This is a genomic window from Xanthomonas maliensis (genome assembly GCF_009192945.1).
Taxonomy (GTDB): domain Bacteria; phylum Pseudomonadota; class Gammaproteobacteria; order Xanthomonadales; family Xanthomonadaceae; genus Xanthomonas; species Xanthomonas maliensis.
Genome location: NZ_NSET01000049.1, coordinates 39082 through 65818, shown reverse-complemented (window position 1 = coordinate 65818; position 26737 = coordinate 39082). Strand labels below are relative to the sequence as shown.

General features: G+C 68.1%; 18 protein-coding genes. 14 read left to right on the top strand and 4 right to left on the bottom strand.

Going from position 1 to position 26737, the window contains the following annotated elements; translation table 11 throughout:
• Positions 1-154 precede the first annotated feature (154 nt).
• The 14 genes from CKY51_RS15455 to CKY51_RS15390 all read left to right on the top strand — a co-directional run bounded on the left by CKY51_RS15455 (position 155) and on the right by CKY51_RS15390 (position 20783).
• Positions 155-6739, top strand: coding sequence for an ESPR-type extended signal peptide-containing protein (locus CKY51_RS15455; protein ID WP_152249472.1), 6585 nt, complete (start codon positions 155-157; stop codon positions 6737-6739).
• A 153-nt stretch (positions 6740-6892) separates the two neighbouring features.
• A complete protein-coding gene (locus CKY51_RS15450; RefSeq protein WP_022974360.1) occupies positions 6893-8764 on the top strand; it encodes a S8 family peptidase in 1872 nt (623 codons plus the stop codon).
• Positions 8765-8896: 132 nt separating this feature from the next.
• The gene (gene gspE / locus CKY51_RS15445; protein WP_170292339.1) at positions 8897-10624 is read left to right on the top strand and encodes a type II secretion system ATPase GspE; all 1728 of its coding nucleotides are present in this window, start codon (positions 8897-8899) and stop codon (positions 10622-10624) included.
• A 295-nt stretch (positions 10625-10919) separates the two neighbouring features.
• Complete coding sequence (xpsF, locus tag CKY51_RS15440) at positions 10920-12137, top strand: type II secretion system protein XpsF (protein WP_022974363.1); 1218 nt, start codon at positions 10920-10922, stop codon at positions 12135-12137.
• 127 nt (positions 12138-12264) lie between these two features.
• Positions 12265-12696 carry a type II secretion system major pseudopilin GspG gene (gspG, locus tag CKY51_RS15435; protein ID WP_022974364.1) on the top strand — a complete coding sequence of 144 codons (432 nt, stop codon included), beginning with the start codon at positions 12265-12267 and terminating at the stop codon, positions 12694-12696.
• Positions 12697-12702: 6 nt separating this feature from the next.
• Complete coding sequence (xpsH, locus tag CKY51_RS15430; protein ID WP_425509519.1) at positions 12703-13212, top strand: type II secretion system protein XpsH; 510 nt, start codon at positions 12703-12705, stop codon at positions 13210-13212.
• A complete protein-coding gene (gene xpsI, locus CKY51_RS15425) occupies positions 13209-13625 on the top strand; it encodes a type II secretion system protein XpsI (RefSeq protein ID WP_022974366.1) in 417 nt (138 codons plus the stop codon). The genes xpsH and xpsI overlap by 4 nt, the downstream gene beginning before the upstream one ends.
• Positions 13622-14260 (top strand): type II secretion system protein J, encoded by a 639-nt coding sequence (locus CKY51_RS15420; protein WP_022974367.1) that lies wholly within the window; start codon positions 13622-13624, stop codon positions 14258-14260. The genes xpsI and CKY51_RS15420 overlap by 4 nt, the downstream gene beginning before the upstream one ends.
• Positions 14257-15108, top strand: coding sequence for a type II secretion system minor pseudopilin (locus CKY51_RS15415; RefSeq protein WP_022974368.1), 852 nt, complete (start codon positions 14257-14259; stop codon positions 15106-15108). The genes CKY51_RS15420 and CKY51_RS15415 overlap by 4 nt, the downstream gene beginning before the upstream one ends.
• Positions 15105-16226 carry a PilN domain-containing protein gene (locus CKY51_RS15410; protein WP_022974369.1) on the top strand — a complete coding sequence of 374 codons (1122 nt, stop codon included), beginning with the start codon at positions 15105-15107 and terminating at the stop codon, positions 16224-16226. Before CKY51_RS15415 ends, CKY51_RS15410 begins: the two co-directional genes overlap by 4 nt.
• Positions 16210-16845 (top strand): type II secretion system protein GspM, encoded by a 636-nt coding sequence (gspM, locus tag CKY51_RS15405; RefSeq protein ID WP_022974370.1) that lies wholly within the window; start codon positions 16210-16212, stop codon positions 16843-16845. The genes CKY51_RS15410 and gspM overlap by 17 nt, the downstream gene beginning before the upstream one ends.
• Positions 16835-17635, top strand: a complete 801-nt coding sequence (xpsN, locus tag CKY51_RS15400; RefSeq protein WP_022974371.1) for a type II secretion system protein XpsN — start codon at positions 16835-16837, stop codon at positions 17633-17635. Before gspM ends, xpsN begins: the two co-directional genes overlap by 11 nt.
• Positions 17632-19950, top strand: a complete 2319-nt coding sequence (gene gspD, locus CKY51_RS15395) for a type II secretion system secretin GspD (protein WP_152249469.1) — start codon at positions 17632-17634, stop codon at positions 19948-19950. Before xpsN ends, gspD begins: the two co-directional genes overlap by 4 nt.
• Positions 19947-20783, top strand: coding sequence for a glycosyltransferase family 2 protein (locus CKY51_RS15390; protein ID WP_031340874.1), 837 nt, complete (start codon positions 19947-19949; stop codon positions 20781-20783). Before gspD ends, CKY51_RS15390 begins: the two co-directional genes overlap by 4 nt.
• A 277-nt stretch (positions 20784-21060) precedes the next feature.
• Here the strand turns inward: CKY51_RS15390 and CKY51_RS15385 are convergent, their stop codons facing one another.
• From CKY51_RS15385 to CKY51_RS15370, 4 genes are all read right to left on the bottom strand, one after another.
• Positions 21061-21789, bottom strand: coding sequence for a UTRA domain-containing protein (locus tag CKY51_RS15385; protein ID WP_022974375.1), 729 nt, complete (start codon positions 21787-21789; stop codon positions 21061-21063).
• Between the two features lie 104 nt (positions 21790-21893).
• Positions 21894-22469, bottom strand: a complete 576-nt coding sequence (pnuC, locus tag CKY51_RS15380) for a nicotinamide riboside transporter PnuC (protein ID WP_022974376.1) — start codon at positions 22467-22469, stop codon at positions 21894-21896.
• A gap of 646 nt (positions 22470-23115) precedes the next feature.
• Entirely contained in the window at positions 23116-25281 is a 2166-nt protein-coding gene (locus CKY51_RS15375; RefSeq protein WP_152249468.1) for a TonB-dependent receptor, read from the bottom strand.
• A gap of 34 nt (positions 25282-25315) precedes the next feature.
• Complete coding sequence (locus tag CKY51_RS15370) at positions 25316-26473, bottom strand: phosphotransferase enzyme family protein (protein ID WP_022970983.1); 1158 nt, start codon at positions 26471-26473, stop codon at positions 25316-25318.
• Positions 26474-26737: the final 264 nt, after the last annotated feature.

Below are 26737 nucleotides of genomic sequence, written 5' to 3'. Positions count from 1 at the left end.
ATGGTTGGGTAGCGTTCACTTTTTGACTTTTCAGGCGCAGGCGAGAGCCTCCCGCCGTCCCGACCAGCGGTAGCGACCCACCCTCAGGAATCGCCGGGCCTGCCCTGCGGTGGGTGAACGCACATAACCAGTCCACTTCAGGAGTAGCACGTCGATGAATCGGATTTATCGCAAGGTCTGGAACAAATCGTTGGGGGTGTGGACCGTGGCCTCGGAGCTGGCCAGTGGCGACAGCCCGGGTGCCGTGGCCACCGGTACGCTCACCGACCGCCGCGCGGTCATCGGCCTGGCTGCGGCGATCGTCCTGGCGCTGGGTAGCGGGATCGCCGCGCCACCGACCACCCATGCGCAATCGCTTGCCGTCGGCCAGGGGGCTGCCGCTCCCGCCGCTCATGCGACCGCGATCGGTGCGGGCAGCGACGCCAGCGCCACCGGCGCGGTGGCCACCGGTGCCGACAGCAGCGCGAGCGGCGTCAACAGCAGCGCGATCGGGCGCCAGACCAATGCGATCGGCGAGAACGCGGTGGCGATCGGCTACAACAGCTTCGTGCGCCAGAGCGGCGAGAACGGCGTGGCGCTGGGCGCCAACGCCGGCGTCAGCGGTGCCAACTCGGTTGCGCTCGGTGCCGGTTCGCGCACCTATGAAGACGACGTGGTGTCGATCGGTAGCGGCAACGGCCGCGGTGGCCCGGCCACGCGCCGCATCACCAACGTCTCGGCCGGCGTCAACGCCACCGATGCGGTGAACCTCGCGCAGCTGCGCGACGTCGCCGATGTGGCAGAGGAAACGGCCACGTTCTTCAAGGCAGCGCCGGGCGAGGACAGCGTCGGCGCCTATGTCGACGGCGCCTCCGCGTTGGCCGCCGGCGATGCCAGCAATGCGATCGGCACCGCTGCCACCGCCGTGGGCAGTGGCGCCAACGCGCTGGCCAACAATGCCACTGCCGTCGGCGCCAATGCCCTGGCAGTCGGCCAGAACAGCGCTGCGTTCGGTCATAACGCGCAGGCCAATGGCCCGGGCAGCGTGGCCGTCGGCGGTGCCGCCGTCGATGCAGACGGCAATCCGCTGATCACCAATGGCGGGGTGCCGGTCGACACCGGCGCCACCAGTGCCGGCGTCGGCGGCACCGCGGTCGGCGCCAGCGCCAGTGCCGATGGCTTTGCCGCCTCCTCCTTCGGCGTCGGCGCTTACGCCGCCGGTGCGCAGTCCGCTGCCTTCGGCGCGGTCGCCAATGCCACCGGTGAGTACGCCACCGCCATCGGGACCCAGACCAGCGCCAGCGGCACCAGCAGCACTGCCGTCGGTGGTCCAGTCGATCTGATTCCGGGACTGGGCTTCTTCGTCCAGACCCAGGCCAGCGGCGAAGCGGCCACCGCGCTGGGCGCCGGTGCGATTGCGTCGGGCACCTACACCACCGCGGTCGGTACGTTGAGCGAAGCCTCCGGCACCGAAGCCACGGCGATTGGCTATTTCGCCTACGCGCCGGGCGAGGCCGCCACCGCGGTGGGTCCGGAATCGTGGGCCAGCGGTGCGTCCAGCACCGCCGTGGGCTACTTCAGCACCGCGCGCGGCGCCAACTCGGTTGCGCTGGGCGCCAATTCGATCGCCACCCGCGCCGATACGGTGTCGGTCGGCGCCTCCGGCGCGGAGCGCCAGATCACCAACGTCGCCGCCGGCACCGAGGCCACCGATGCGGTGAACCTGCAGCAGCTGACCACGGTCTCCGAGCTGGCCTCCGAGACGGCGCGCAGCTTCACCGCCACCGGCGAAGGCAGCGCGCTCGCCCAGGGCGTCGACAGCGTGGCGGCCGGATCCAACGCCTCGGCGTTGAGCGATTACAGCACCGCGCTGGGCGCCGGCAGCCAGGCGACGGACATCAACACCACCGCCGTGGGCAGTGGTGCGTCCGCCAGCGTCGCCAATGCGACGGCAGTCGGCTTCAACAGCTATGCCGGCGATGACTTCGCGACTGCGCTGGGTTCCAACAGCGCCGCATCGGCCTACTTCAGCACCGCCGTCGGCGGCAACAGTATCGCCAGTCAGCGCTATGCCACCGCCATCGGCTACGAAAGCCTGGCCAATGGGGGCTCCTCTACCGCGCTGGGCATGACCAGCGTTGCCTGGGGCGACGGCAGCGTCGCGATCGGCGTCGAAAGCAATGCCTATGGCTACGACAGCACCGCCGTCGGCCCGAATGCCTTCGCCGCCGACACCGACGCGGTCGCGCTGGGCGCCTTCGCCAATGCCTATGGCGCTCGCTCCACTGCATTGGGCAGCGGCTCGAGTGCCGTTGGCGAGGACAGCGCGGCGCTGGGCTGGGGGGCACAGGCTGACGGCGATCAGAGCATTGCGCTCGGCGCCGGCAGTCAAGCCACTGCTTACAGCACGGCCGTTGGCGGCTATGCCAGTGCCAGTGCCTTCTCTGCCACGGCGGTGGGGAACAACAGCCGCGCCGTTGAGACCTACGCCACCGCGCTGGGCAGCGACAGCATGGCATCGGGAGAATCCAGCACGGCGGTCGGCGGCTTCAGCGTCGCCAATGGCCGTACTGCAACAGCGATCGGTTACGAAAGCAGCAGTAGCGGGATCGCATCGTCCGCAGTGGGTAACGCCAGCGCGGCGCGCGGTTATAGCGGCACCGCAATCGGTAGCGAAAGTGTGGCCGATGGTGACTACAGCACTGCGCTGGGCGCGAATGCGCAGGCAATCAACTACTCGTCGGTCGCGTTGGGCACGTACGCAATCGCGTCGGGCCCAAGCGCCACTTCGCTCGGCGCCCAATCCTATGCGCCTGGTACCGAGAGTGTCGCGCTGGGCTGGCAGTCCAACGCCTCGGGTACGCGGAGCGTCAGCCTCGGCAGCGGTGCGTATACGCCTGCCGACGACAGCGTCGCGTTGGGCGCAGGCTCCCTTGCCGACCGCGCCAACACGGTCTCGGTCGGCAGCATCGGTGGCGAGCGCCAGATCACCAACGTCGCGGCCGGCACCGAGGGCACCGATGCAGTGAACCTGGATCAGCTCAACGCAGTGGCCGACACCGCCGGCACGACCGCGCGCTTGTACGCCGGGACCGGCGACGGTACCGCCGCCGCGCAGGGCGTGGACGCCACCGCGGCCGGCTCCAATGCCACCGCCGACGGCGACTACAGCAGCGCCTTCGGCTCCACCAGTCAGGCGATCGGGACCGGCACGCTGGCCATCGGCAGCGGCGCCAGCGCCAGCGCGCAGTACGCCAGCGCTGCCGGCTACAACGCCGCGGCCATCGGTTTCGGTAGCGTGGCCAACGGCGCCTTCAGTCAGGCCAGTGGCGATTACGGTGTGGCCATCGGCGGTGAGAGCGAGGCGGCTGGTGCGCAGAGCACGGCCGTGGGTGCCGCAGCCGGCGCCTATGGCGACGGCACGCTGGCAGCCGGTGCGTTGAGCGAAGCGCAGGGCAGCGAATCCACCGCGATGGGCTATTTCGCCAGCGCCAACGGTGAATCGGCCACCGCGGTGGGCGCGGAGAGCGTGGCCAATGGCACCAGCGCGGCGGCGTTCGGCTTCGGTGCCGAGGCCACTGCGAACTACGCCACCGCGCTGGGTGGCTATTCCACCGCCAGTGGTTTCAACAGCACGGCGCTGGGCAATTTCAGCAGCGCCAGCGGTTCCAATACCGTGGCGGTCGGTGGCGATGCCACCGCCAGTGGCGCCTACAGCGTGGCGGCCGGCCAGGGTAGCGTCGCCAGCGGGTACCACAGCGTGTCCGTCGGTGGCGCGCTGCTCGGCCTGTTGCCGACCGAAGCCTCCGGCGACTACTCCACCGCGGTGGGCGGCGCGGCCTGGGCGCCGGGTCTCAACAGCACGGCGTTGGGCAATTTCGCCGAGTCCACCGGCCGCAGCAGCGTGGCCTTGGGTGCCGATTCGGTGGCCGATCGCGACTTCGCGGTGTCGGTGGGCAGCGTCGGCAACGAGCGGCAGATCACCAACGTCGCTGCCGGCACCGCAGGGACCGACGCGGTCAACCTCGACCAGCTCAATGCAGTGGCCGAGACCGCGCAAACCACCAGCAAGTATTTCCAGGCCAGCGCCAGCGCCGACAGCGATGCCGGTTCGTTGGTGGACGGCGCCAATGCGCTGGCCGCTGGCGAGGCGGCCAATGCCACTGCCGATGGCGCCACCGCCTTGGGTAGCGGCACGCAGGCGGCGGCGACCAATGCGACGGCAGTGGGCTTCGGCGCGCTGGCCGCCGGCACCGACGCCGCGGCGCTGGGCAGCAATGCGCAGGCGGTGGGCGAGAGCAGCAGCGCGGTCGGCAGCAACGCGCTGGCCAGCGACATTGGCGCGACCGCCAGCGGTGCCGGTGCGCAGGCACTGTCGACCTATACCACTGCGCTCGGCAACGAAGCGGTGGCCTCCGACAACCAGGCCATCGCCGCCGGTTTCCGCAGTGCTGCGTCGGCAGTCGGCAGCGCCGCCTTCGGCAGCTACAGCGAGTCCAGCGGCCGGCTGTCTTCGGCACTGGGCTACGGCGCGGTCGCCTCCAGCGACTACAGCACCGCGGTCGGCGCTGCGGCGCTGGCATCGGGCAGCAGCGCGGTGGCCGTGGGCGAGTACAGCGAGGCGACCGGTGCCGAAAGCGTCGCCGTCGGCGGCTCGACCTTCTTCGGTTTCATTCCGGCGCGTGCATCAGGCACGGGTGCGGCGGCGTTCGGTGCCGGTGCCTGGGCCACGGCCGATTACACCACCGCGATCGGTTGGAATTCCTACGCCGATGGCGTCAATGCCAGTGCCTTGGGGCAGAGCGCGGCCGCGCTGGCCGACAACACCATCGCGTTGGGCGGCGGCAGCCGTGCCGAGGCGGCAGGTGCCAGCGTGATCGGCGTGGATGGCTCGGCCACCGGCATCAACAGCACCGGTGTCGGCCGGCAGGTCAATGCGATCGGCGAAAATGCCGTATCGATCGGCTACAACAGTTTCGTGCGCCAGAGCGGCGTCAACGGCGTGGCGTTGGGCGCCAATGCCGGTGCCAGCGGTGCCGATTCGGTGGCCTTGGGCTCGGGTTCGCGCACCTACGAGGCCAATACGGTCTCGGTGGGCAGCGGCAACGGTCGCGGCGGTCCGGCAACGCGCCGCATCGTCAACGTCAGCGACGGCCAGGCCGCCACCGACGCGGTCAACAAGGGCCAGCTCGATGCGTTGGCGGCCGATGTGCAGGCCACCAGCGGCGTGCTGCAGGCCAACGGCGAGGGCACGGCGCGTGCGACCGGCGAGCGCAGCACGGCGGCGGGTGCTGGTGCTTTGGCCAGTGGTGCCCGCAGCGTGGCCGTGGCGGCGGGCAGTCGTGCCAGCGCCACCGGCGCCAGCGCGCTGGGCGTGGACAGCAGCGCCAGCGGCGTGAACAGCACGGCGATGGGGCGGCAGACCAATGCGATCGGTGAGAACGCGCTGTCGCTGGGCTACAACAGCTTCGTGCGCCAGAGCGGCGTCAACGGCGTGGCGTTGGGCGCCAATGCCGGTGCCAGCGGTGCCGATTCGGTGGCGCTGGGTTCGGGTTCGCGCACCTACGAGGCCAATACGGTCTCGGTGGGCAGCGGCAACGGTCGCGGTGGTCCGGCGACGCGTCGCATCGTCAATCTGGGCGCCGGTGCGATCGCCGACGGCAGCAGCGAGGCGATCAATGGCGGACAGTTGTTCCAGTCGCTGAGCAATGCCGCCAGTTTCCTGGGCGGTGGCGCGGCCATCGGCGCGCAAGGCGTGTTCGTTGCGCCGACCTACGTGATCCAGGGCGCCAGCTACAACAACGTCGGGGCCGCACTGACCGCGCTGGACAGCAAGGTCAGCGAGCTGGATGGGCGCATGGGTGGCACGACGCCGCTGCGGACGGCTGCGCTGCGCAGTGCCGGCGTGCCGGCAGTCCTGGCGCCTGCCGCCTCCGCGGTGGCGACGGCCGAGCGTAGCGATGGCGGGCTGCAAGGCACGCTGACGCCGGCGGTCGCCAGCACCAGCACGGTGGCGACCACCTCCACGGCGATGGGCAATGCTGCAGTGGCCAACGACGTCACTGGCACGGCGATCGGCGGTAGCGCGTATGCGCATGGTCCCAACGACACCGCGATCGGCAGCAATGCACGGGTCAACGCCGATGGCAGCACCGCGGTCGGCGCCAACACGCAGATCGCCGCGGTGGCGACCAATGCGGTGGCGATGGGCGAGGGCGCACAGGTCAGCGCGGCGTCGGCCACGGCGATCGGGCAGGGCGCGCGTGCCACCGCGCAAGGTGCGGTGGCATTGGGCCAAGGCTCGGTGGCCGACCGCGCCAATACGGTGTCGGTGGGCAGCGCTGGCAATGAGCGGCAGGTCGCCAACGTGGCCGCCGGTACCCGCGCCACCGATGCGGTCAACAAGGCGCAGTTGGACAACGGCGTCGCTGCGGCCAACAGCTACACCGACAGTCGCTACAACGCGATGGCCGACAGCTTCCAGTCCTACCAGGGCGATATCGAGGATCGCCTGCGTCGTCAGAACCGCCGGCTGGATCGTCAAGGTGCGATGAGCACGGCGATGTTGAACATGGCCGCCAGCGTCGGCGGCATCGCCACGCAGAACCGGATGGGCGCCGGTGTCGGCTTCCAGAACGGCGAGTCGGCGCTATCGGTCGGCTACCAGCGTGCGATCAGCCCGCGCGCCACGCTGACCATTGGCGGCGCGCTCAGCGGTAACGACAGCTCGGTCGGCCTGGGTGCCGGCTTCGGCTGGTAACGGCAACGCAACACGCGGCGGCGCGCAAGGCGCCGCCGCGCACCGCAAGGCCTGAGGGGGCGGGCGGGGACCGTGGCTGGGCCGGCCAACGGATTCGCAGGAAGTGATGGCCTGACTGATGCCTGATCCACGAACACTGAAGAGGATTTCACCGTGAGCGACAAGAATTTCCGTCTCAATGCATTGGCTGGCGCCCTGCTGGCGCTGTCCCTGGGCGCCGCTGGCGGTGCCGCCGCTGCGCCGCAACTGCTGGTCAAGGAACCCACGCAGTCGGCCCCCCCCGCTGGCAGCAGCAGCCGTTTGATCGTTCGCTACAAAGAGGCCACCGCCGCGGCCACCGATCGCAGCAGCAAGCTCAACGCGGTCCAGGCTGCGGTGTCCCGCTCCGGCGCCGTCGGTCAGGCGCGTTCCAGCGCAGCGACGGCAAAGGCAACCTATCTGCGCAAGCTGGGCGTCGGTGCCGACCTGATCAAGTTGTCCGGCAGCCTCAGCCCGGCCCAGCTCGACGCCGTGGTGGCCGAACTTCAGCGCGATCCGTCGGTGGCCGAGGTGCAAGTGGACCATATGCGTCGGCCGATCGAACTCCAGCGCGCGACCGGGGTGACCCCGCAACTGGTGCCCAACGATCCCTTCTATGCCCAGTACCAGTGGCATTACAGCAATCCCAACGGTGGCATCAACGCACCGGCGGCATGGGACCTGTCGCAGGGCGAAGGTGTCGTGGTGGCGGTGTTGGACACCGGCATCCTGCCCAACCATCCCGACTTTGCCGGCAACCTGCTGCAGGGTTATGACTTCATCAGCGACAAGGACGTTTCGCGGCGTCCGACCGATGCACGGGTCCCGGGTGCGCTGGACTATGGTGACTGGGAAGAAGCGGATAACGTCTGCTACGCCGGTTCGGAGGCAGCAGAAAGCTCCTGGCACGGGACCCATGTCGCCGGCACCGTCGCCGAGGCCACCAACAACGGCATCGGCATGGCCGGCGTTGCGCCCAAGGCGACCGTCTTGCCGGTGCGCGTGCTCGGCCGTTGCGGCGGCTACGACTCCGACATCGCTGACGCCATCGTGTGGGCCTCGGGCGGCAGCGTCGAAGGCATTCCAGACAATGCCAATCCGGCCGAAGTCATCAACATGAGCCTGGGCGGCGGCGGCGCGTGCGATGCGGTCACTCAGGCGGCGATCAATGGCGCGGTGGCGCGTGGCACCACGGTGGTGGTGGCAGCGGGCAACTCGGCGTCAGATGCAGCCAACTTCTCGCCGGCCAGCTGCAACAACACCATCACCGTCGGCGCGACGCGTATCACCGGTGGCATTGCCTACTACTCCAACTACGGCAGCAAGGTCGACTTGTCGGCCCCCGGTGGTGGTGGCAGCGTCGACGGCAATCCGGGCGGCTATGTCTGGCAGGCCGGCTACACCGGCGCCACCACGCCCACCTCCGGCAGCTACACCTATATGGGATTGGGCGGCACCTCGATGGCGTCGCCGCACGTGGCCGGCGTGGTCGCGCTGGTACAGAGTGCCGCGATCGGTCTGGGCGAGGCGCCGCTGACCCCGGCTGCGGTCGAAGCGTTGCTCAAGCAGACCAGCCGGCGGTTCCCGGTGACTCCGCCCAGCAGCACGCCGATCGGCAGCGGCATCGTCGATGCCAAGGCAGCGCTGGACGTCGTGCTGGCCGAGCCCTGCGATCCGGATACCGAAACCTGCGCGCCGACGGCGGTGAGCCTGACCAATAAGGTGCCGGTGAGCGGCCTCAGCGGCGCCGAGGGCAGCTCCGCCCTGTACAGCTTCGAGGCCAAGGCCGGCGCCGTGCTCAGCGTCATGACCTACGGCGGTACCGGCGACGTGTCGGTGTATGTGAGCTTCGAGGCGGAACCGACCGCCAGCAGCTATGACGCCAAGTCGACCCGGCCAGGCAATAGCGAAACCGTGCGTTTCACCGCGCCCAAGGCGGGTACTTACTACATCAAGCTGATCGGCGCCGCGGACTATGCGAAGCTGACGCTCGTTGCACGACAGTAAGTTGCGACACGGACTGTGACCGATGCCCCCGGCCGTTGGCCGGGGGCATCGTTTTTTGCGCCCTGTCAGCCGGGGCTGGCGTGATTGTCGCGGCAAACTGCTACAGTCGGCGCCGGACCAGTGGAGGCGAGTGTGAACGCGGTTGCCGTCGATCCAATTGAGCAGCGCAGCGCGGAGACGCGCATCGTCGAGGCCTTGCTCGAACGCCGTCGCCTGAAAGAGTCCGATCTGTTGCGTGCGCGTCAGTTGCAGGCCGAGTCGGGCCTGGGGCTGCTGGCCTTGCTCGGTCGTCTGGGGCTGGTGTCCGAACGCGACCATGCCGAGACCTGCGCCGACGTGCTGGGCCTGCCGCTGGTGGATGCGCGGCAACTGGGCGACACGCCGCCGGAACTGCTGCCCGAAGTGCAGAGCCTGTCGCTGCGCTTCCTCAAGCAATTCCATCTCATTCCGGTGGCCGAACAGGCCGGCCACTTGCTGCTGTGGGCAGCCGATCCCTACGACGACTACGCCATCGACGCCGTGCGTCTTGCGACCGGCCTGCCGGTGGTGTTGCAAGTCGGCCTGCGGTCGGAAATCGACGATCTGATCGAGCGCTGGTACGGCCAGGGACGCAGTGCGATGGGCACCATCGTCGAGACTGCCGATGGCGATACCAGCAGCAATGACGATATCGAGGCTTTGCGCGATCTGGCCTCCGAGGCACCGGTCATCCGCCTGGTCAACCTGGTGATCCAGCACGCGGTGGAGTTGCGGGCCTCGGATATCCATATCGAGCCGTTCGAGAGTCGCTTGAAAGTGCGTTACCGCGTCGATGGCGTGCTGGTGGAGGGCGAAAGCCCACCGGCCAAGCTGACCGCCGCGGTGATCAGCCGCGTCAAGATCATGGCCAAGCTCAACATCGCCGAGCGTCGGCTGCCGCAGGACGGGCGCATCATGTTGCGGGTGCAGGGCAAGGAACTGGACCTGCGCGTGAGCACCGTGCCGACTGCGCACGGCGAGAGCGTGGTGATGCGCTTGCTCGATCGCGAAACGGTGGTGTTCGATTTCCACAAACTCGGTTTCACCGATCAGTTCCTGCCGCAGTTCCGCAAGGTGCTGGAGCAGCCGCACGGCATCCTGCTGGTCACCGGCCCCACCGGCTCGGGCAAGACCACCACGCTGTACACCGCGCTGAGCCAGCTCAATACGGCCGACGTCAAGATCATCACGGTCGAAGATCCGGTCGAGTACCAGATCGAAGGCATCAACCAGATCCAGGCCAAGCCGCAGATCGGCCTGGATTTCGCCAATGCATTGCGCAGCATCGTGCGCCAGGATCCGGACATCATCATGATCGGCGAAATGCGCGATCTGGAAACGGCTCGGATCGCCATCCAGTCTGCGCTCACCGGTCACTTGGTGCTGTCGACGCTGCACACCAATAATGCAGCCGGCGGCATCACCCGTCTGCTGGATATGGGCGTGGAGGATTACCTGCTGACCTCCACCATCAACGGCATCCTGGCCCAGCGCCTGGTGCGCCGGCTGGACCTGGCCAATGCCGAGCGCTATGCCGCCTCGCCGGAGGAGATCGAACGCTTCGGGCTGCGACGCTTGCAGCCGGACGGAGAGATCTGTCTTTACCGTCCACGCGCCTCGGCCGCCGCACCGACCGGCTATCTTGGCCGCACCACCATCGTCGAGTTCCTGGTGATGAACGACGAGTTGCGGCGTGCGGTGATGCGGCGCGCCGGCATGGGCGAGATCGAACAATTGGCCCGCCAGGCCGGTATGCGCACGATGTACGAGGATGGCCTGTCCAAGGCGCTGCGTGGCGAAACCACGATCGAGGAAGTGCTGCGCGTTACGGAGGATGCGTGAGGGGGCCGGGACTCGGGATATCGGGACCCGGGACCCGGGACCCGGGTCCCGGGAACAGCCACAGCGTGTCGTTGGCTGCGCTTTTCGTTCCAGCAGATCGCGGTTGCGTCAGCAACGCGCGAGGCCGCTTTTCGCTTCTCCCGGGTCCCGGGAACAGCAAAAGCGGCGCGCGTGCTGCGATTGGGATTCGTGCAAATCGCGGCTGCGTCGGTCTTACGCGACCCGGCTTTTCGTTTCTCCCGGGTCCCGGGTCCCGAGTCCCGGGTCCCGGCACTCAACATCCCAGCCTTCCCTGATGCCCCTCTACCGCTACAAAGCGCTCGACGCGCACGGCGAGATGCTCGATGGCCAGATGGAAGCGGCCAGCGATGCCGAGGTGGCCTTGCGTTTGCAGGAGCAGGGGCATTTGCCGGTGGAGACGCGGCTGGCGACCGGCGATAGCGGCTCGCGGCCGCTGCGGGCATTGCTGCGCAAGAAGCCGTTCGACAACGCCGCGTTGGTGCAATTCACCGAGCAACTTGCCACCCTGATCGGGGCCGGCCAGCCGCTGGATCGTGCGCTGTCGATCCTGATGGAACTGCCCGACGACGAGAAAAGCCGGCGCATCATCGCCGACATCCGCGACACCGTGCGTGGTGGCGCGCCGTTGTCGTCGGCATTGGAGCGCCAGCATGGGCTGTTCTCTCGCCTGTACATCAACATGGTGCGCGCCGGCGAGGCTGGGGGCAGCATGCAGGACACCTTGCAGCGCCTGGCCGATTACCTGGAACGCAGCCGCGCGCTGCGCGGCAAGGTGATCAATGCCTTGATCTATCCGGCGATCCTGATGGCCGTGGTCGGCTGTGCGCTGCTGTTCCTGCTCGGCTACGTGGTGCCGCAGTTCGCGCAGATGTACGAGAGTCTGGACGTTGCCTTGCCCTGGTTCACCCAGGCGGTGTTGACCATCGGCCTGCTGGTGCGCGACTGGTGGATTGTGCTGGTGGTGGTGCCCGGGCTGGCGATGCTATGGCTGGATCGCAAGCGTCGCGATGCGGCCTTCCGTGCGGCGCTGGATCAATGGCTGTTGCGGCAGAAGCTGATCGGCGGCCTGATCGCCCGACTGGAAACCGCGCGACTGACCCGGACCTTGGGCACCTTGCTGCGCAATGGCGTGCCATTGCTGGCGGCGCTGGGCATCGCCCGCAACGTGATGACCAATCTGGCCCTGGTCGAGGATGTCGGCACCGCCGCCGACGAGGTCAAGAACGGTCACGGACTGGCGATTGCGCTGGCGCGCGGCAAGCGCTTTCCGCGCCTGGCCATCCAGATGATTCAGGTGGGCGAGGAGTCAGGTGCGCTCGATACCATGCTGTTGAAGACCGCCGACACTTTCGAGGTGGAAACCGCCCAGGCCATCGACCGCGCGCTGGCTGCGTTGGTCCCACTGATCACCCTGGTGTTGGCCTCGGTCGTGGGGCTTGTCATCATTTCAGTGCTGGTCCCGCTGTATGACTTGACCAATGCGATCGGATGATCGCCGCAGCGCATTCATCATCGCTGTGGAGTGACCAGGCCATGGGTGTCCGGGAACCTTCGCAGCGGCTGGCAGTCTGCCTGAGCGGCAACGCCTTCATTTTCATCGACGTGCAAGGAAATCGTTCATGATCAAGCGCTCCATTACCCGCAGCCCATCACGCGCCCGCCAGGCCGGCATGACGCTGCTGGAAATCATCATCGTCATCGTGCTGATCGGCGCGGTCCTGACCCTGGTCGGCAGCCGCGTGCTTGGCGGCGCCGATCGCGGCAAGGCCAACCTGGCCAAGTCGCAGATCCTGACGCTGGCCGGCAAGGTCGAGAACTTCCAGCTGGATACCGGCAAGCTGCCCAGCAAGCTCGACGACCTGGTCACCCAACCGGCCGGCAGCAGTGGTTGGCTCGGCCCGTATGCCAAACCAGCCGAACTCAACGATCCGTGGGGGCATGCGATCGAATACCGCGTGCCTGGCGAAGGCCAACCGTTCGATCTGATCAGCCTCGGCAAGGACGGGCGTCCCGGCGGCAGCAGTTACGACGCGGATATCAAGAACCAATAAGGCGTGATCGTGCGTCGCGCGCACTTGTCGTTGCAGCCTCGGCGCGTCGCGTCTGCTGCGCCTGTGCGCCATCGCGGTACGTCGTTGCTGGAGATGTTGTTGGTGATCGCGCTGATCGCCATCGCCGGTGTGCTTGCGGCCGCGGCGCTGAGCGGTGGCGTGGATGGCATGCGGCTGCGTAGCGCCGGCAAGGCGATCGCCTCGCAGCTGCGCTATACGCGCACCCAGGCCATCGCCACCGGCGTGCCGCAGCGCTTCGTGATCGATCCAGCGCAGCGTCGCTGGGAAGCGCCCGGTGGTCATCATGGCGAGTGGCCGGCTGCCGTGCAGGTGCGCTTTACCGGCGCTCGCCAGGTGCAGCCACGCCAGGACCAGGGCGCGATTCAGTTCTTCGCCGACGGCGCATCCACTGGCGGCCGGATCGATCTGGCGGTCAAGGATGCGCGCTGGCGTGTGGATGTGGGCTGGATTACCGGCGAGGTGCGTTCGGCGCCATTGCGGACGGCCACGCCATGAAACGGCAGCGCGGTTACACCCTGATTGAGGTGATCCTGGCGTTCGCCTTGCTGGCTTTGGCATTGAGCCTGCTGCTGGGATCGCTGTCGGGCGCAGCACGGCAGGTCCGCGCGGCCGATGAAACCACGCGTGCGACCTTGCATGCGCAGTCCTTGCTGGCGCTGCAGGGCGTGGACAAACCGCTGGTGCCCGAACAGCAGCGCGGCAGTTTCGAGAACGGGCACTTCCAGTGGTCGCTGGATGTCCGGCCTTATGACGATCCGCGCCGCAACGACCAGGCGCCGGTCGCGCCGGGCGCGCCGCAATTGCTGCAGCTGACGCTGGTGGTGCGCTGGGGCGAACAGCCCAGTCAGCGTCTGGAATGGCGCACATTGCGCCTGGTGGCGGCCAATCCGCAGGGCGTTGGCGCATGAGCCGTGCACGTGCGGGTGGCTTCACCCTGATCGAAGTGCTGTTGGCCACGATGTTGTTGGTCGGTGGCCTGGCGCTGGCGTTCGCCACCTTGCGCTCGGCCAATGCCGTCAGTCGACGCGGCGAGGCGATCGCCCAGCGCAGCGAGCAGCTCAGGGCGGTGGAGCAGTTCCTGCGCGGACGCTTGGCCGCCACCTTGCCGATCGCCATGGGCATCGATCAACAGAGCCAGCAGCCGATCCTGTTCGTCGGCGAGCCGCAACGCATGCGCTGGGCCGCCGATGTGCCCGACTATCTCGGGCGCGGCGGTCCCTATCTGCACGATCTGTCGCTGGCCGGCGACGGCGACGCGCGGGTGCTGCAGATCGCGCTGACCATGCTGCAGTCTGGCAAGCCGATCGAGGAAAGCGCCGCGCTGCCGCCGGAACGCCTGGCTGACGGCGTGCAGCAGCTGCGCCTGCGCTATCGCGGCCTGGATCCGCAAAGCGGCAAGCTCAGCGACTGGTTGCCGCAATGGGAATGGCATGATCGTCTGCCTCTGCTGGTGCAGATCGACATCCGCAGCAACGATGCGGACTGGCCGCCGCTGGTGGTGGCTTTGCCGCAGGCGGCCAACGGCGGAGCGCTGGCGCGATGAAGCGGACACGCGGCGCGGCCTTGGTGTTGGTGTTGTGGCTGATCGCCTTGCTCACCGCAATGATCGGTGCGTTCGCGTTGACTGCCAGGGTCGAGGCGTTCCAGGGATCGACCCTGCGCAACGGCGGCCAGGCGCAGGAATATGCGCGCTCCGGATTGGAGTACGCGTTGATGCGCTTGCGCAGCAACGACGCGCAAACCCGTTGGCGCGCCGATGGCCGCCGCTATCGATGGCGGATGGGCGAGGCGACGGTGGATATTCGGGTGGTCGACGAAAGCGGCAAGGTCGATCTGAACATGGCCGAGCCGGCACTGCTGGCCGGTCTGCTGCGTGCGCTGGGCGTCGAACAGGCGCGCGCCACCCGCTTGGCCGGGGCGATCGTGGATTGGCGCGACACCGATTCGTTGACCCAGCCAGGCGGCGGTGCCGAGGATCGGGACTACGCCGATGCCGGGCTGCCGTACGGCGCCAAGGACGCGCCCTTCGAGACCCTCGGCGAGTTGCGATTGGTGTTGGGCATGGATGGCGAGCTCTATCGCAAGCTGTTGCCCAACGTGACGCTCTACAGCGGGCGCTCGCGCCCGGAGGCGCGGTTTGCGCAGGCACCGGTGCTGACCGCGATGGGCCTGGATGCGCAGCAAGTGCTCGCTCAGCGTGATGCGCCGCCGGGTTTGCCGGGGGGCGACGCGACGTTCGGTGGCTCGGACACCTATAGTATTGAGAGCCGAGCGCGACTGGAGCAGGGACGCGAGGCCATATTGCGGGCGGTGGTGACGATGAATGCATCGGCCTTGCCAGGGGCCGCCTATACCGTATTGCGTTGGGAAGAGGGAGCAGCAGTGCAATGACCGCGTGGCGGGATACCTTGGGGCGGATCGGCGTACGCGCCATGCCAGGCGCTGGCGGCTTTTGGCGTTGGTGGCAGCAATCCTTGCTGGCCTGGTTGCCGCGTGGCTGGCAATGGCAGCTGGGCTTGTCGCCAGCGCGCCTGCTGCTGAAGCCCGACGGCGCGACGTTGCAGCTGGCGCGGCAGCGCGACCACAGTTGCGAGCCGATCGTTGCCCTGCCTTGGCCGCTGCAGCCGCAGGAACTGGCCTCGGTGCTGCCGACCGCGTTGGAAGCCTTGCCGCGGCACTGGTTGCTTCCCGCCGCACAGGCGCTGCGACGTCCGCTGCGGCTGCCGGCGGCGGCCGCACCGCGGCTGCAGGACGTGGCGCGTTTCGAGATCGATCGGCAAACGCCCTTCAGCGCCGATCAGGTGTATTTCGATGCGCGCTTGCTGGCCTTGCGCGAGGACGGTCAGCTCGATGCCGAGCTGGTGGTCGTGCCGCGCCGCGTGCTCGATGGTCCGTCCGGCGTCCCCGAGAGCTGGAGCGGCGCGCTTTCTGGCATCGATGTGGCCGATGCGCAGGGCCTGCCGTTGGGAGTCAACCTGCTGCCGCCGGCGCGGCGCGTGCGCCGCAGCGACCCGATGCAGCGCTGGAATCTCTTGCTGAGCATGGCGGCACTGGTGTTGGTGGCGATCGCCGGTTGGCTGTTGTTGGACAACCGGCGACAGGCAGCTGACGACCTGCGTGCACGCGTGCAGGCCAGCGCCGCGCGCGCGCGCCAGGTCGCTGCCGAACGTCAGCAATTGCTGGACCTGGTCGAAGGCGCAGCATTCTTCCAACGGCTGCGTGCCACGCGTCCGACCTCGGTGGAGATCTGGGACGAATTGACCAGGCGGCTGCCGCCGGGAACCTACCTGGAGAAATTTTCGGTGGAAGGCGGGCAGCTGCAATTGATCGGCTTGAGTAACGAGGCATCCTCGTTGGTGCGCCGGCTGGAAGGCTCTTCGCTGTGGCGCACGCCATCGCTGACCGGGGTGCTGCAAAGCGATGCCGGGCGCAATGTCGATCGTTTCACCATTACCGCCGAACTCGCCGGTGGCGATGCGAAGGAGGCCAACGATGCCCAGCAGCGTTAAGCGCGATCGCTGGGCCGCCCTGGGCCTGTTGCTGTTGGCCATCGGCGTGGGCTACCTGGTGCTGGTGCACCCGTGGTTTACCCAGCCGTTGCTCGCCATCCAGGACGAATTGACCTCGCTGCGCGAGCGCGAGCTGCGCGTGCGCGTGCAGTTGCAACAGGCGCCGGAGATCAGCCAGCGCTTGCGACAGGCGCGCGCCACGCTGGAGCAGCGCCCCGGATTCCTGCCGGAAACCTCCGCCGAACTGGCCTCGGCCGGGTTGGTGCAACGGCTGGAGCGCGCGGTCAGCGACGCCAGCCCGGGTAATCGCAGTTGCGCGATCAGCAATCGCTCGCCGCTGCAGCCGGAAACCAAGGACCGCTTCACCCGCGTGGCGGTACAGGTGCGTCTGCGCTGCGGTACGCCGGAACTGGCGTCGGTGTTGTACCACCTGGAAAAGGGCGCACCCAGGCTGTTCGTCGACAATCTCAATGTCATGGCCCAGCGCTACCAACTGTCGCCGAACGAAAGCGGCAATGGCCTGGACATCGCCTTCGAGCTGGCCGGCTATCTGCGCCCGGGCAGCAACGACGCCGCACCGGCGGCGGCGACCGTCAAGGAGGCCCCCAATGCGCCTTGAGACGATCGGTCTGCGCACCTGGCTGCTGGCCACCGTGGTCGGTTGGGCGTTGCTGGTCTGCGTGCTGGCGGTGGCCGGGCTCGGCAAGCGGGTCGACCTGCTGGCCGACGATCCGGCACTGGTGCAACGCCTACCGACACTGCCGGCACCGGCGCCGGAGCGCCTGGGGCCGTTCGAAAAGTACGCGGAGATCGCCGCGCGTCCGGCCTTCGCCGAGGACCGCCTGCCGCATCCGTTCTTCCTGTCCGGCAACGACGGCAGTACGACGGCATCGTCGGTCCGCCTGACCGGCGTCTTGCTGACGCCCAACTTCAAGATGGCGACCTTGACGCTGGAGCCCAGCGATTCGATTCGCGTCCAGTTGGGCGGCGAGGCGGTCAAGGGGTGGCGCCTGCTGGCACTGGAACCGCGCAGTGCCACCATCGAAGGTCCCGGCGGTCCGCAGACTTTGGAGCTGCACGTCTTCAACGGGCAGGGCGGACAGCCGCCCACCGCCAATACGCGCACTCCGGCGGGAACCTCGCCGGTCAACACGCAGGCGCCACCGCAACCGCAACCGCCGCAGCAGGGGGCAGCGCAACCGACGCCGGTACAGCCGACGCCGGCGCCCCCGCAGCCAGCGGGCGTGCCGCCTGGAAGCACGCAGCCGCCGCAACGCAGCGACGGCGCGCAGGAAGCCCCACGTCCCTCCGATGAACAGATGCGCGCCATCCGCGAGCGCATCGAAGCCCGACGCCGTCAGCTGCAACAGCAGCGCCAGAGCGGCTCTTCCCCCGGTCAGACCCAATGAGTGATCGCATGACCCCGCGCCTGTTCTCCGTGTCCCTGCTGATCGGCCTGCTGGCCGGCTGCGCCACCACTCCACCGCCGGACGTGCGTCGCGACGCGCATTTGGATCCGCGGGTGGGCGCCGCCGGCACCACCACGGGCACCGGCGAGCAGCGTACCGACGGCAATGCCGACGCCAAGCCCAGCCCGGTGATCCGCCGTGGCTCCGGCACGATGATCAACCAGAGCGCGGCCGCCGCCCCGGCGCCGACGCTGGGCATGGCCAGCAGCGGCAGCGCCACCTTCAATTTCGAAGGCGAGTCGCTGCAGGCGGTGGTCAAGGCAATCCTGGGTGACATGCTGGGACAGAACTACGTGATCGCGCCGGGTGTCCAGGGCACCGTGACCCTGGCCACGCCCAAGCCGGTTTCGCCGGCACAGGCCTTGAACCTGCTGGAGATGGTGCTGGGTTGGAATAACGCGCGCATGGTGTTCAGTGGCGGCCGCTACAACATCGTCCCGGCCGATCAGGCGCTGGCCGGGACGGTTGCGCCCAGCACTGCATCGCCGGCGGCCGCGCGCGGCTTCGAGGTGCGCGTGGTGCCGCTGAAATACATTTCCGCCAGCGAAATGAAGAAGGTGCTGGAGCCGTATGCGCGGCCCAACGCGATCGTCGGCATCGACCCGGCGCGCAATGTCATCACCTTGGGCGGTACGCGCGCCGAGCTGGAGAACTATCTACGGACGGTGCAGGTGTTCGATGTCGATTGGCTCTCGGGCATGTCGGTCGGCGTGTTCCCGATCCAGTCGGGCAAGGCCGAGAAGGTGGCCGCCGACCTGGAGAAGGTGTTCGGCGAACAGAGCAAGACGCCCAGTGCCGGTATGTTTCGTTTCATGCCATTGGAAAACGCCAATGCGGTGTTGGTGATCACCCCGCAGCCGCGTTACCTGGACCAGATCCAGCAATGGCTGGATCGCATCGACAGCGCCGGCGGCGGCGTGCGGCTGTTCTCCTACGAGTTGAAGTACATCAAGGCCAAGGACCTGGCCGACCGATTGTCGGAAGTGTTCGGTGGCCGCAGCAGCGGCGGCGATTCCAATGCCTCGCTGGCTCCGGGCGCGGACAGCAGCGTGATCGGCGGCCTGGGCAATCGCGATGCCAACATGGGCAACCTCTCGAGCGATTCCACCGACAGCAGCGGCTCGGGCAGTTCGGGGAGTAGCTTTGGCAGCGGCAGTGGGTTCGGCGGCAGCAGTGGCAGCAGCGGCGGCCTGGGCAATGGCAGTCTGCAGCTGTCCCCGCGCACCAATGGCAATGGCGCGGTGACGCTGGAGGTTGCGGGCGACAAGGTCGGCGTGTCGGCAGTGGCCGAGACCAATACCTTGCTGGTGCGGTCCACGCCGCAGGCCTGGAGCTCGATCCGCGACGTCATCGAAAAGCTCGACGTCATGCCGATGCAGGTGCATATCGAGGCGCAGGTGGCCGAGGTCAACCTGACCGGTCAGTTGAGCTACGGCGTCAACTGGTATTTCGAGAATGCGGTCAATGCTCCAAGCACGGCGACCGACTCTGGCGCATCGAATGGAACCGGTATCGGTCTTGGCGCGGGACTTCCCAGCGCGGCAGGGCGCAATATCTGGGGCGATATTGCCGGCAAGGTCACTGGTGACGGGGTGGCGTGGAGCTTCCTTGGCAAGAATGCCGCCGCAATCATCACTGCGCTGGACAAGGTCACCGACGTGCGTCTGCTGCAGACCCCGTCGGTATTCGTACGCAACAATGCCGAGGCCACGCTCAACGTGGGCTCGCGCATCGCCATCAACTCCACCTCGATCAATACCGGTATCGGCGTCGACAGCAGCTACTCGTCGGTGCAGTACATCGATACCGGTGTGATCCTCAAGGTACGCCCGCGCGTCACCAAGGACGGCATGGTGTTCCTGGATATCGTGCAGGAGGTCAGCAGCCCGGGCGATCGACCGACCGCGTGCTTGTCCGCAACCGCCACCATCAACGCGGCCGCCTGTAACGTCGACATCAACACCCGTCGGGTCAAGACCGAAGCCGCCGTGCAGAGCGGCGACACCATCATGTTGGCCGGCTTGATCGACGACAGCACCACCAACGGAAGCAATGGCGTGCCGTTCCTGAGCAAGTTGCCGGTGGTCGGTGCGCTGTTCGGCACCAAGAGCCGCACCAGCAATCGCCGCGAAGTAATCGTCTTGATCACCCCGTCGATCGTGCGCAACCCACAGGAAGCGCGCAATCTCACCGACGAGTATGGGCAGAAGTTCAAGGCCATGGAGCCGTTGCGTCCGGGTCAGAAGGCGCAGTGAGCGACCCGCTGCCGGTCCTCCTATTGCCGGTCGGCGTGGATGACGAAGCGCTGGACGCCTGCCTGGGCGCGCTCGACAGCGGCACGCCGGCCGGAACGCCGGTGTGGTTGGCCGACGATGCGCAGGCCGGGCCACGCGGTGTGGCGGTGATCGAGCACTGGTTGGCGCGGACACCGCTGCAGGCGCATTACACCCGCCGCCAGCGTCGGCTGGGGGAGGTGGCGCATCTGGATGAGATGCTGGCGGCCTGCGGCGACGCCGACGTGGTCGTGCTCGGCAGCGGCGCCCGCCCGTTGCCGGGCTGGTTGTCGGCGCTGCAGGCCTGCTTTCGGCACGATGCGGCGATCGCCACCGCCACCCCGTGGAGCAATGCTGGCGAAGCCTGTGCCTGGCCGCGCCTGGGCGAGATCAATCCATTGCCGGATGATCCGCAGCGGCTGTCGGCCGCCTGCGCGGCGATGCCGCCGCTGTATCCGGAGCTGCCTTCCGCCGCCAGCCATGCCGTGCTGTTGCGCGGTAGCGCGCGGCGCAAGGCCGGCGGCCTGGATGCCAGCAGCTATGGCAGCTGGTACGCGGCGCTGATCGATCTGAGCCTGCGTATGGCCGGGCTGGGCTGGCGTAACGTGTTGTGCGAGACCGCGTTCGTCGCGGCGACCGCCGAAGGGCGTCCTGCCGATGGCGACATGGATGCGCTGGCAACGCGTTGGCCCGCCTGGCACGCACGCCTGGCGCATCTGTTGATGCACGATCCCTTGCACGCCCAGCGCGTGCAACTGACGCACTTGCTGGCCGAGCTGCCGCCGGCAAATCCGCAACGCCCGCTGTTCGGCTGAGGGGGATGCCGGCTCGAGCACGCACGCATCGACCCGGCGGTCGCGTCTGACGTGCGCTTCTGCCAGCGGCGTATCGGCCCAGGGCTCAGCAGAACGGCGTGCCGAATGCATCGCCCAACAGGCGTCTATGCGAATCGGTCCGTGCGCGCCTGCCTTGGCGACTGGCATCCACGCGCTGGCCTTCGATAACGCGATCATGGGCGTCGGCGGCTTGCCCGCCTTGGCCAGCAACCACCGATTCCTCGCAGTGTCCTGAGCACATGCTGGCTCGATCCGGCTAATCGGCACCGCGCGTTGGCGCTTGCGTGCGCACCACCACCTCCAGCGCGTCGTGGCGCCAGGATTCGATGTCCAGTTCCACCGCACTGCCGTCCTCGGCGAAACTGATCCGGCGCAGGCGAAAGCACGGCGTGCCGGTGGTCGATTGCAGCAGCAGTGCCTGCGCCGCATCCAGCCCGGCCGGATGCATCGACAACTGGCTACGGCTGAGGAACACCCCCAGCTTCTGGTTGAACACCTGCGACAGCGAACCCGCCAGATCGTGCTCGAGCAGGCGTGGTGCCCAACTGGCGCGCACGACGTTGGTTTCCAACAGGACCGCGCGGCGGTCGATCCAGCGCCGGCGCTGCAGCACGAACACCTCTTCCTCCGGTGACGGCAGACGCAAGGCAGCGGCATAGTCGGGACCGGCCGCTTGCCGGCTTGCGCTCAGCAATTCGGTGCGTGGCCGCCGCCCTTGTGCGCCGACATACTGCATGAAGCCGGCGATGCTGGTGGGGTCGTAGCGCACACGCGGCGCGCTGACGAACCAGCCGCGGCGATTTTCGCGATAGATGCGGCCATCCGCCTCCAGCTGCTGCAGTGCCTCGCGCAAGGTGATGCGGGTGCAGCCGAAGCGTTCGGCCAGCGCGCGCTCCACCGGCAGGCGCTGGTCCGGTCCCCACTCGCCGGTGTCGATCTGGGCAGCAATGGATTCGGTGATGCGGTGTTGACGCGACAGAGTCATGTGGCAGGGCGGGGCGTCAGCGGCGGGCGCGGGAGCAAGGTAGTCGTCCATCCAGGTGGGAAGGCAGCGATGGTAAAGAAGAACCACCCAACGGTGGCATCCTGTCAGTGCGTGCCAGCGGCCATCAGGTTGCGCTGGGCGTGCCAACTGCGCCAGCCGTAGGCCGCCAGGGCCACGAAGCCGGCGTACAACGCGGCGGTCGGATACAGCCCTTTGGCGAGAAAGACGCCGACGTAGACGCAGTCGAGCACGATCCACAGCGGCCAATTGGCGATGCGTCGGCGCGCGGCCCAGACGGTGGCGACCAGGCTGAAGCTGGCCAGTGCCGCGTCCAGCCACGGCAATGCGGCGTCGGTGCGGAAGTGCATATAGGCCCCCAGGCCGGTGGCCAGGACGGTGCCGGCGATCAGCGACAGCCATCCTTCCGTGCGCGGCAGTGGCAGCGGGCGAATACGCTGGTCCGCCGCCAGGCCACGTTGCCACTGCCACCAACCGTAGAGCTGCGTCAGCAGGTAGACGCCTTGCAGCAGCATGTCCGAGTACAGCTTCCAGCGGTAGAACAGCCATGCGTACAGCGCGACCGCCACGACGCCCACCGGCCAGCACCAGCGGATGCGGCGTGCGGTCAGCCACACGCCCAGCAGGTTGATCACGACGGCGATGGATTCGAGCAGGGTCATGCGAGGCCTGGTGGAAAGTGGAGAGTTGGGTAAAGGCGATGCTGCGTCTTGGAGCGGATTCCGGCGTCCTTGGGAAGATGCCCGAAGAATGGATGGGGGCGAGCGTGCGGCTGCCGGTCAGTCATCACCCTGCGCACCACCCACTCCCGCTGGCGGGAGAAGGCAACAGCGCGTGTCTCTGTGGTGGCGGATCGCCCTGCAAGCGAGTGGCCCTCACCGCACCAGCATTGCGCCCTTCCCCCGCTGGCGGGGGAAGGTACCCGACGGGCGGATGGGGGCGAGCGTGCGGCTGCCGGTCAGTCATCACCCTGCGCACCACCCACTCCCGCTGGCGGGAGAAGGCAACGGCGCGTGTCTCTGTGGTGGCGGATCGCCCTGCAAGCGAGTGGCCCTCACCGCACCAGCACTGCGCCCTTCCCCCGCTGGCGGGCGAAGGTGCCCGACGGGCGGATGGGGGCGAGCGTGCGGCTGCCGGTCAGTCATCACCCTGCGCACCACCCACTCCCGCTGGCGGGAGAAGGCAACGGCGCGTGTCTCTGTGGTGGCGGATCGCCCTGCAAGCGAGTGGTCCTCACCGCACCAGCACTGCGCCCTTCCCCCGCTTGCGGGGGAAGGTGCCCGAAGGGCGGATGGGGGGTAGCAGCGATCAAAAATCCACCTGCACCGTCAACCGTGCGGTGCGTGGCGCGCCCGGGAACAGATAGGCATCGCCCAGGTACTCGCCGGCGTCGCGCCAGTAGCGACGATCGAACAGGTTATCCACGCTGAGCCGCCAGGTCGTGGCCAGGCCGCCGACGGCAGTGGCGTAACGGGCACCGAGATTGGCCACGGCATAGGCCGGTACGCTGGTATTGCCGAGACGGTCGGCGAACTTGCGGTCGCTGTACTGCACGCCCGCCAGCAGCGCCAGCCCGTCGATGGCGGCGACGCGGTAGTCGGCCTGCAGGCTGGCACGCAAGCGCGGGACGTTGATCGCCTGGTGGTCCTGGTAAGCCGCGAACCCGGTGTTCTCGGCGCGCGCACGGATTGCCGCAACGCTGGCGAATAGCCGCAGCTGCGCGGTTGCGGCGCCATCGGCCGACAGTTCCAGGCCACGGTTGTGCAACTGGCCCTGCTGCAGGTACAGCAGGCCACCGTCAGGCTGCGGCTGGGTGAACTGATAGGCCTGGCGGATGTCGAACACTGCCGCGCCCAGCCGCAGTCCATCCAGCTCGAGCTTGGCGCCGGTTTCCAGCTGGTAGGCGTTGGTGGGCGGCAGGATGGTGTCGGCATTGTCGGCGAACCAGGGCGCGGTGCCGCCGGCAGCCAGGCTCTTGGCGTAGCTGGCGTAGAGCGTGGTCTGCGCTTGCGGCTTGAACAGCAGTGCTGCCTGCGGCAACACGGCATCCTTGCGAGTGCGCCGCTGCAGCAGGCCGTCACCATCGAATGCGCGTTCGTCCAGACGCAGGTAGCGTGCGCCCAGCGCCAGTTCCCACTGCGAGTCCAGACCGATGCGGTCGGCCAGTACCAGTGCGCGTTGGCGGCTATCCAGGCGCCGCTGCTTGGGGCCTAGCGGCACGTCGGTGGGTGCGAACACGTCCGGATCGCGATCGATGCGGCCACTGCCGATGAATGCGTTGACCGAGCCATAGCGATCGACCGTCCGCCGCAACCAGTCCACGCCTGCCGTGAGTTGATGCTGCAGCGAGCCGGTGGCGAAGCGACCCTCGAGCGTGGCGCGCACCTGGTCGTGCACGCGGGTGTCGTCAGGGCTGCGATAGTCGTAGATGTCGTATTCGCCCTGCGCGCTGAAGAAGTTCGGGGTGACGATGCCGGCGCAGCTGGGTGCCCCGTAGCAGCCCCAGGCGAACGCAGAGAAGTCGTTGATCGTGGCACGGCTGCGTGCCGCCTCCACGCTGGCGCGCCAGGCTTCGTTGAACTGATGGGCATAGCGCAGCTGCGTGTTGAGCGAGTCCATCTCCACCGGGCGCGACCAGGGTTGATAGCCGAGCAGGCGATGCACGTCGATCGCCTGCGGGACGTCGGTTCCACCGAGCAGCGCATAGCCGGGCACCGAACGCTGCTGGCGATGCTGATAGTCCACGTCCAGCTGCAGCAGCGTTTGTGCGCTGGGCTTCCAGTCGCCGGCCAGCGAGAGGAAATTGCGGTAGCCGTCGGCGTGTTCGACATAGCTGTGGATGTCCTCGCGCGCGGCGTTCACACGCAGGCCCAGGGTGCGTTCGGTGCCGAACCAGTCGCCCAGATCGGTGGCCAGATAGCGCGAGCCCTGTTCGTCGGTGCCCAGCGTCAGACTGCGAACACGTTCGGGACGCTTGGTGCGGTAGTCGATCAATCCGGCCGGCTCGTTGACGCCGCTCTGCAGCCCGGCCAGGCCCTTGAGGATCTGCACCTGCTGCTTGTTCTCCAGCGCGATCGATTGCTCGCCCACCGCACTCAAACCGTTGATGCGGTAACTATTGGCCGCATTGAGCGAATAGCCGCGTAGCAGGAAATTTTCGTAGTAGCCGATCGGCGCATAGGCGTCGCCTGCCGAGGCATCGGCGCGCAACACCTCACTGAGCACGCGCGCTTGCCGATCGAGTAGCTGCTGGCGGTCGATGACGGCGATCGATGCTGGCGCATCCAGCAGGCGACTGCTACCGAAGCCGCCGAGCGCTGTGGTCGGATCGCTGCGCTCGCCGCGCACAGTGACTGCATCCAGCTCGATCGCGGTTTGCGCTGGGGTTTGCTGTGCCAACGCCGGCACGGACAGGCCGGCCAGCAGGGACAGGGCGAGAGGATGGCAACACGGGGCAGGGCGGGGATGGGACATGCGGACGACTCGGGCGAAAAGGAAAGGACGGCAGCTACGGCAGGCAGCGCGCACGCGCATGCAGCCGTTCGAGCAAACGCTGGCCATCGGCGCTGGCGAACCAGTCCGCGTGACCGAGCAAATAGCGGTGATAGGCCAGCTCGGCGTTCTCGGTCGAGCCGGTAATGGCGGTGAAATAGGCCAGTTCGCTCAGCGCGAAATCGGCGTGCACCAGTGGCAGCAGCGCAGCCAGGCACTGCAACTGGGCAGCATCGAGCGGTTGCACGAGCGCATAGCCGTCCAGCAGTGCATCGAGCTGGTCCAGGTGCGGTGGCGCGCGCTGGCCGAGGTCCAACGCCAGCCAGGGGATCAGGTTGCGCTCGATGGCGGTGGCCAGATCGAACAGCGCGCAGGTGCGGTCGGCCAGACCGAAGTCGAACACCGCGCTGACATCGGCGTGGCCGTCGCGTTGCTGCCACAGCAGATTGGACGCGTGCCAGTCGCCATGCGTCCACAGCGGAGGCAGCGCATTCGGGCGCGACAGCAGCGGCCACGCCTGCGCATGCCAGGGCATCAGGTGGGTGGCCAGATCCTGGCGCCACCGCCGCGCGTGTAGCGCGGCCGCCAGTGCCGGACGGGTCGGCAAGGCCTCGCTCAGTGCCTGCAGTGGGTCGCGCTGCATAAACAGCCGCAGGTTGGCCACCAGCACGGTGGTGTGGCGAGCAGGCGCGGCGAAGCCCCGCGCGGCGGCGTGCAGCCGGGCCAGCGCCTGGCCGGCGGCGTGCGCGTGCTGCGCCTGCTGGAATGCGGTCCACGACAGCGCATCGCGGTACAGGTCGACGCCCTCGCCCAGTCGCTGCACTTCATAGGTCCAGCTCGCCAGCGGCAGCGCGGTGCGCCCATCGGCGGTGGACAGCACCTCCACCACTGGCGCTCCGGCCGCGCGGAGGTGCGCCATGAAGCGATGCTCTTCGTCCAGCGCGGCGGCATCGCGCACACGCAGATGGTGGCGTTTGACGATGACCGCTCCCGCCGCAGTGTCCACGCGCGCGGCTGCCGAGAACGGCCGTGCGCTATGCCATTGCGCGGCGCCGACTGGCGCCAGTTGCGGGAAGGCCTGCAGCACCTGCGCGATCTCGGCGTGGGTCAAGGCCGGCCAATCCGGCGCAGCCGGCGTCCAGCCCATGCCATGGACCTGATGCGGGGCGCTCATACGCCCACCTCGCCGGAGAGTGGTATAGACCAGGATGGCCAGGGTGACGGCGCGGACCCGGTGCTGGCACCGGCTGGGACGAGGACGGCGCTGCCGGGCCGTCGTGGCGCCGTCCATCCCATCAGCGGGACACGACGCGGGGAATACAGGGGCAGCGCGTTACCGGAAGGTCGCGGGCTGACATCTCGGAAGGGTCGGAAAGGCGCCCAGGGCGCAGTCGGTCGCTACCAGGGGCGGCGCCGGGGCGCGCAGTATGCCCGCTGG

Coding starts and splice junctions, on each gene's coding strand:
- CKY51_RS15455 (WP_152249472.1), top strand. CDS start 155: ATGAATCGGATTTATCGCAAGGTCTGGAACAAATCGTTGGGGGTGTGG.
- CKY51_RS15415 (WP_022974368.1), top strand. CDS start 14,257: ATGAAGCGGACACGCGGCGCGGCCTTGGTGTTGGTGTTGTGGCTGATC.
- pnuC (WP_022974376.1), bottom strand. CDS start 22,469: ATGACCCTGCTCGAATCCATCGCCGTCGTGATCAACCTGCTGGGCGTG.
- gspM (WP_022974370.1), top strand. CDS start 16,210: ATGCCCAGCAGCGTTAAGCGCGATCGCTGGGCCGCCCTGGGCCTGTTG.
- CKY51_RS15410 (WP_022974369.1), top strand. CDS start 15,105: ATGACCGCGTGGCGGGATACCTTGGGGCGGATCGGCGTACGCGCCATG.
- CKY51_RS15420 (WP_022974367.1), top strand. CDS start 13,622: ATGAGCCGTGCACGTGCGGGTGGCTTCACCCTGATCGAAGTGCTGTTG.
- gspG (WP_022974364.1), top strand. CDS start 12,265: ATGATCAAGCGCTCCATTACCCGCAGCCCATCACGCGCCCGCCAGGCC.
- xpsF (WP_022974363.1), top strand. CDS start 10,920: ATGCCCCTCTACCGCTACAAAGCGCTCGACGCGCACGGCGAGATGCTC.
- CKY51_RS15385 (WP_022974375.1), bottom strand. CDS start 21,789: ATGACTCTGTCGCGTCAACACCGCATCACCGAATCCATTGCTGCCCAG.
- xpsI (WP_022974366.1), top strand. CDS start 13,209: ATGAAACGGCAGCGCGGTTACACCCTGATTGAGGTGATCCTGGCGTTC.
- xpsN (WP_022974371.1), top strand. CDS start 16,835: ATGCGCCTTGAGACGATCGGTCTGCGCACCTGGCTGCTGGCCACCGTG.
- CKY51_RS15375 (WP_152249468.1), bottom strand. CDS start 25,281: ATGTCCCATCCCCGCCCTGCCCCGTGTTGCCATCCTCTCGCCCTGTCC.
- gspD (WP_152249469.1), top strand. CDS start 17,632: ATGAGTGATCGCATGACCCCGCGCCTGTTCTCCGTGTCCCTGCTGATC.
- CKY51_RS15370 (WP_022970983.1), bottom strand. CDS start 26,473: ATGAGCGCCCCGCATCAGGTCCATGGCATGGGCTGGACGCCGGCTGCG.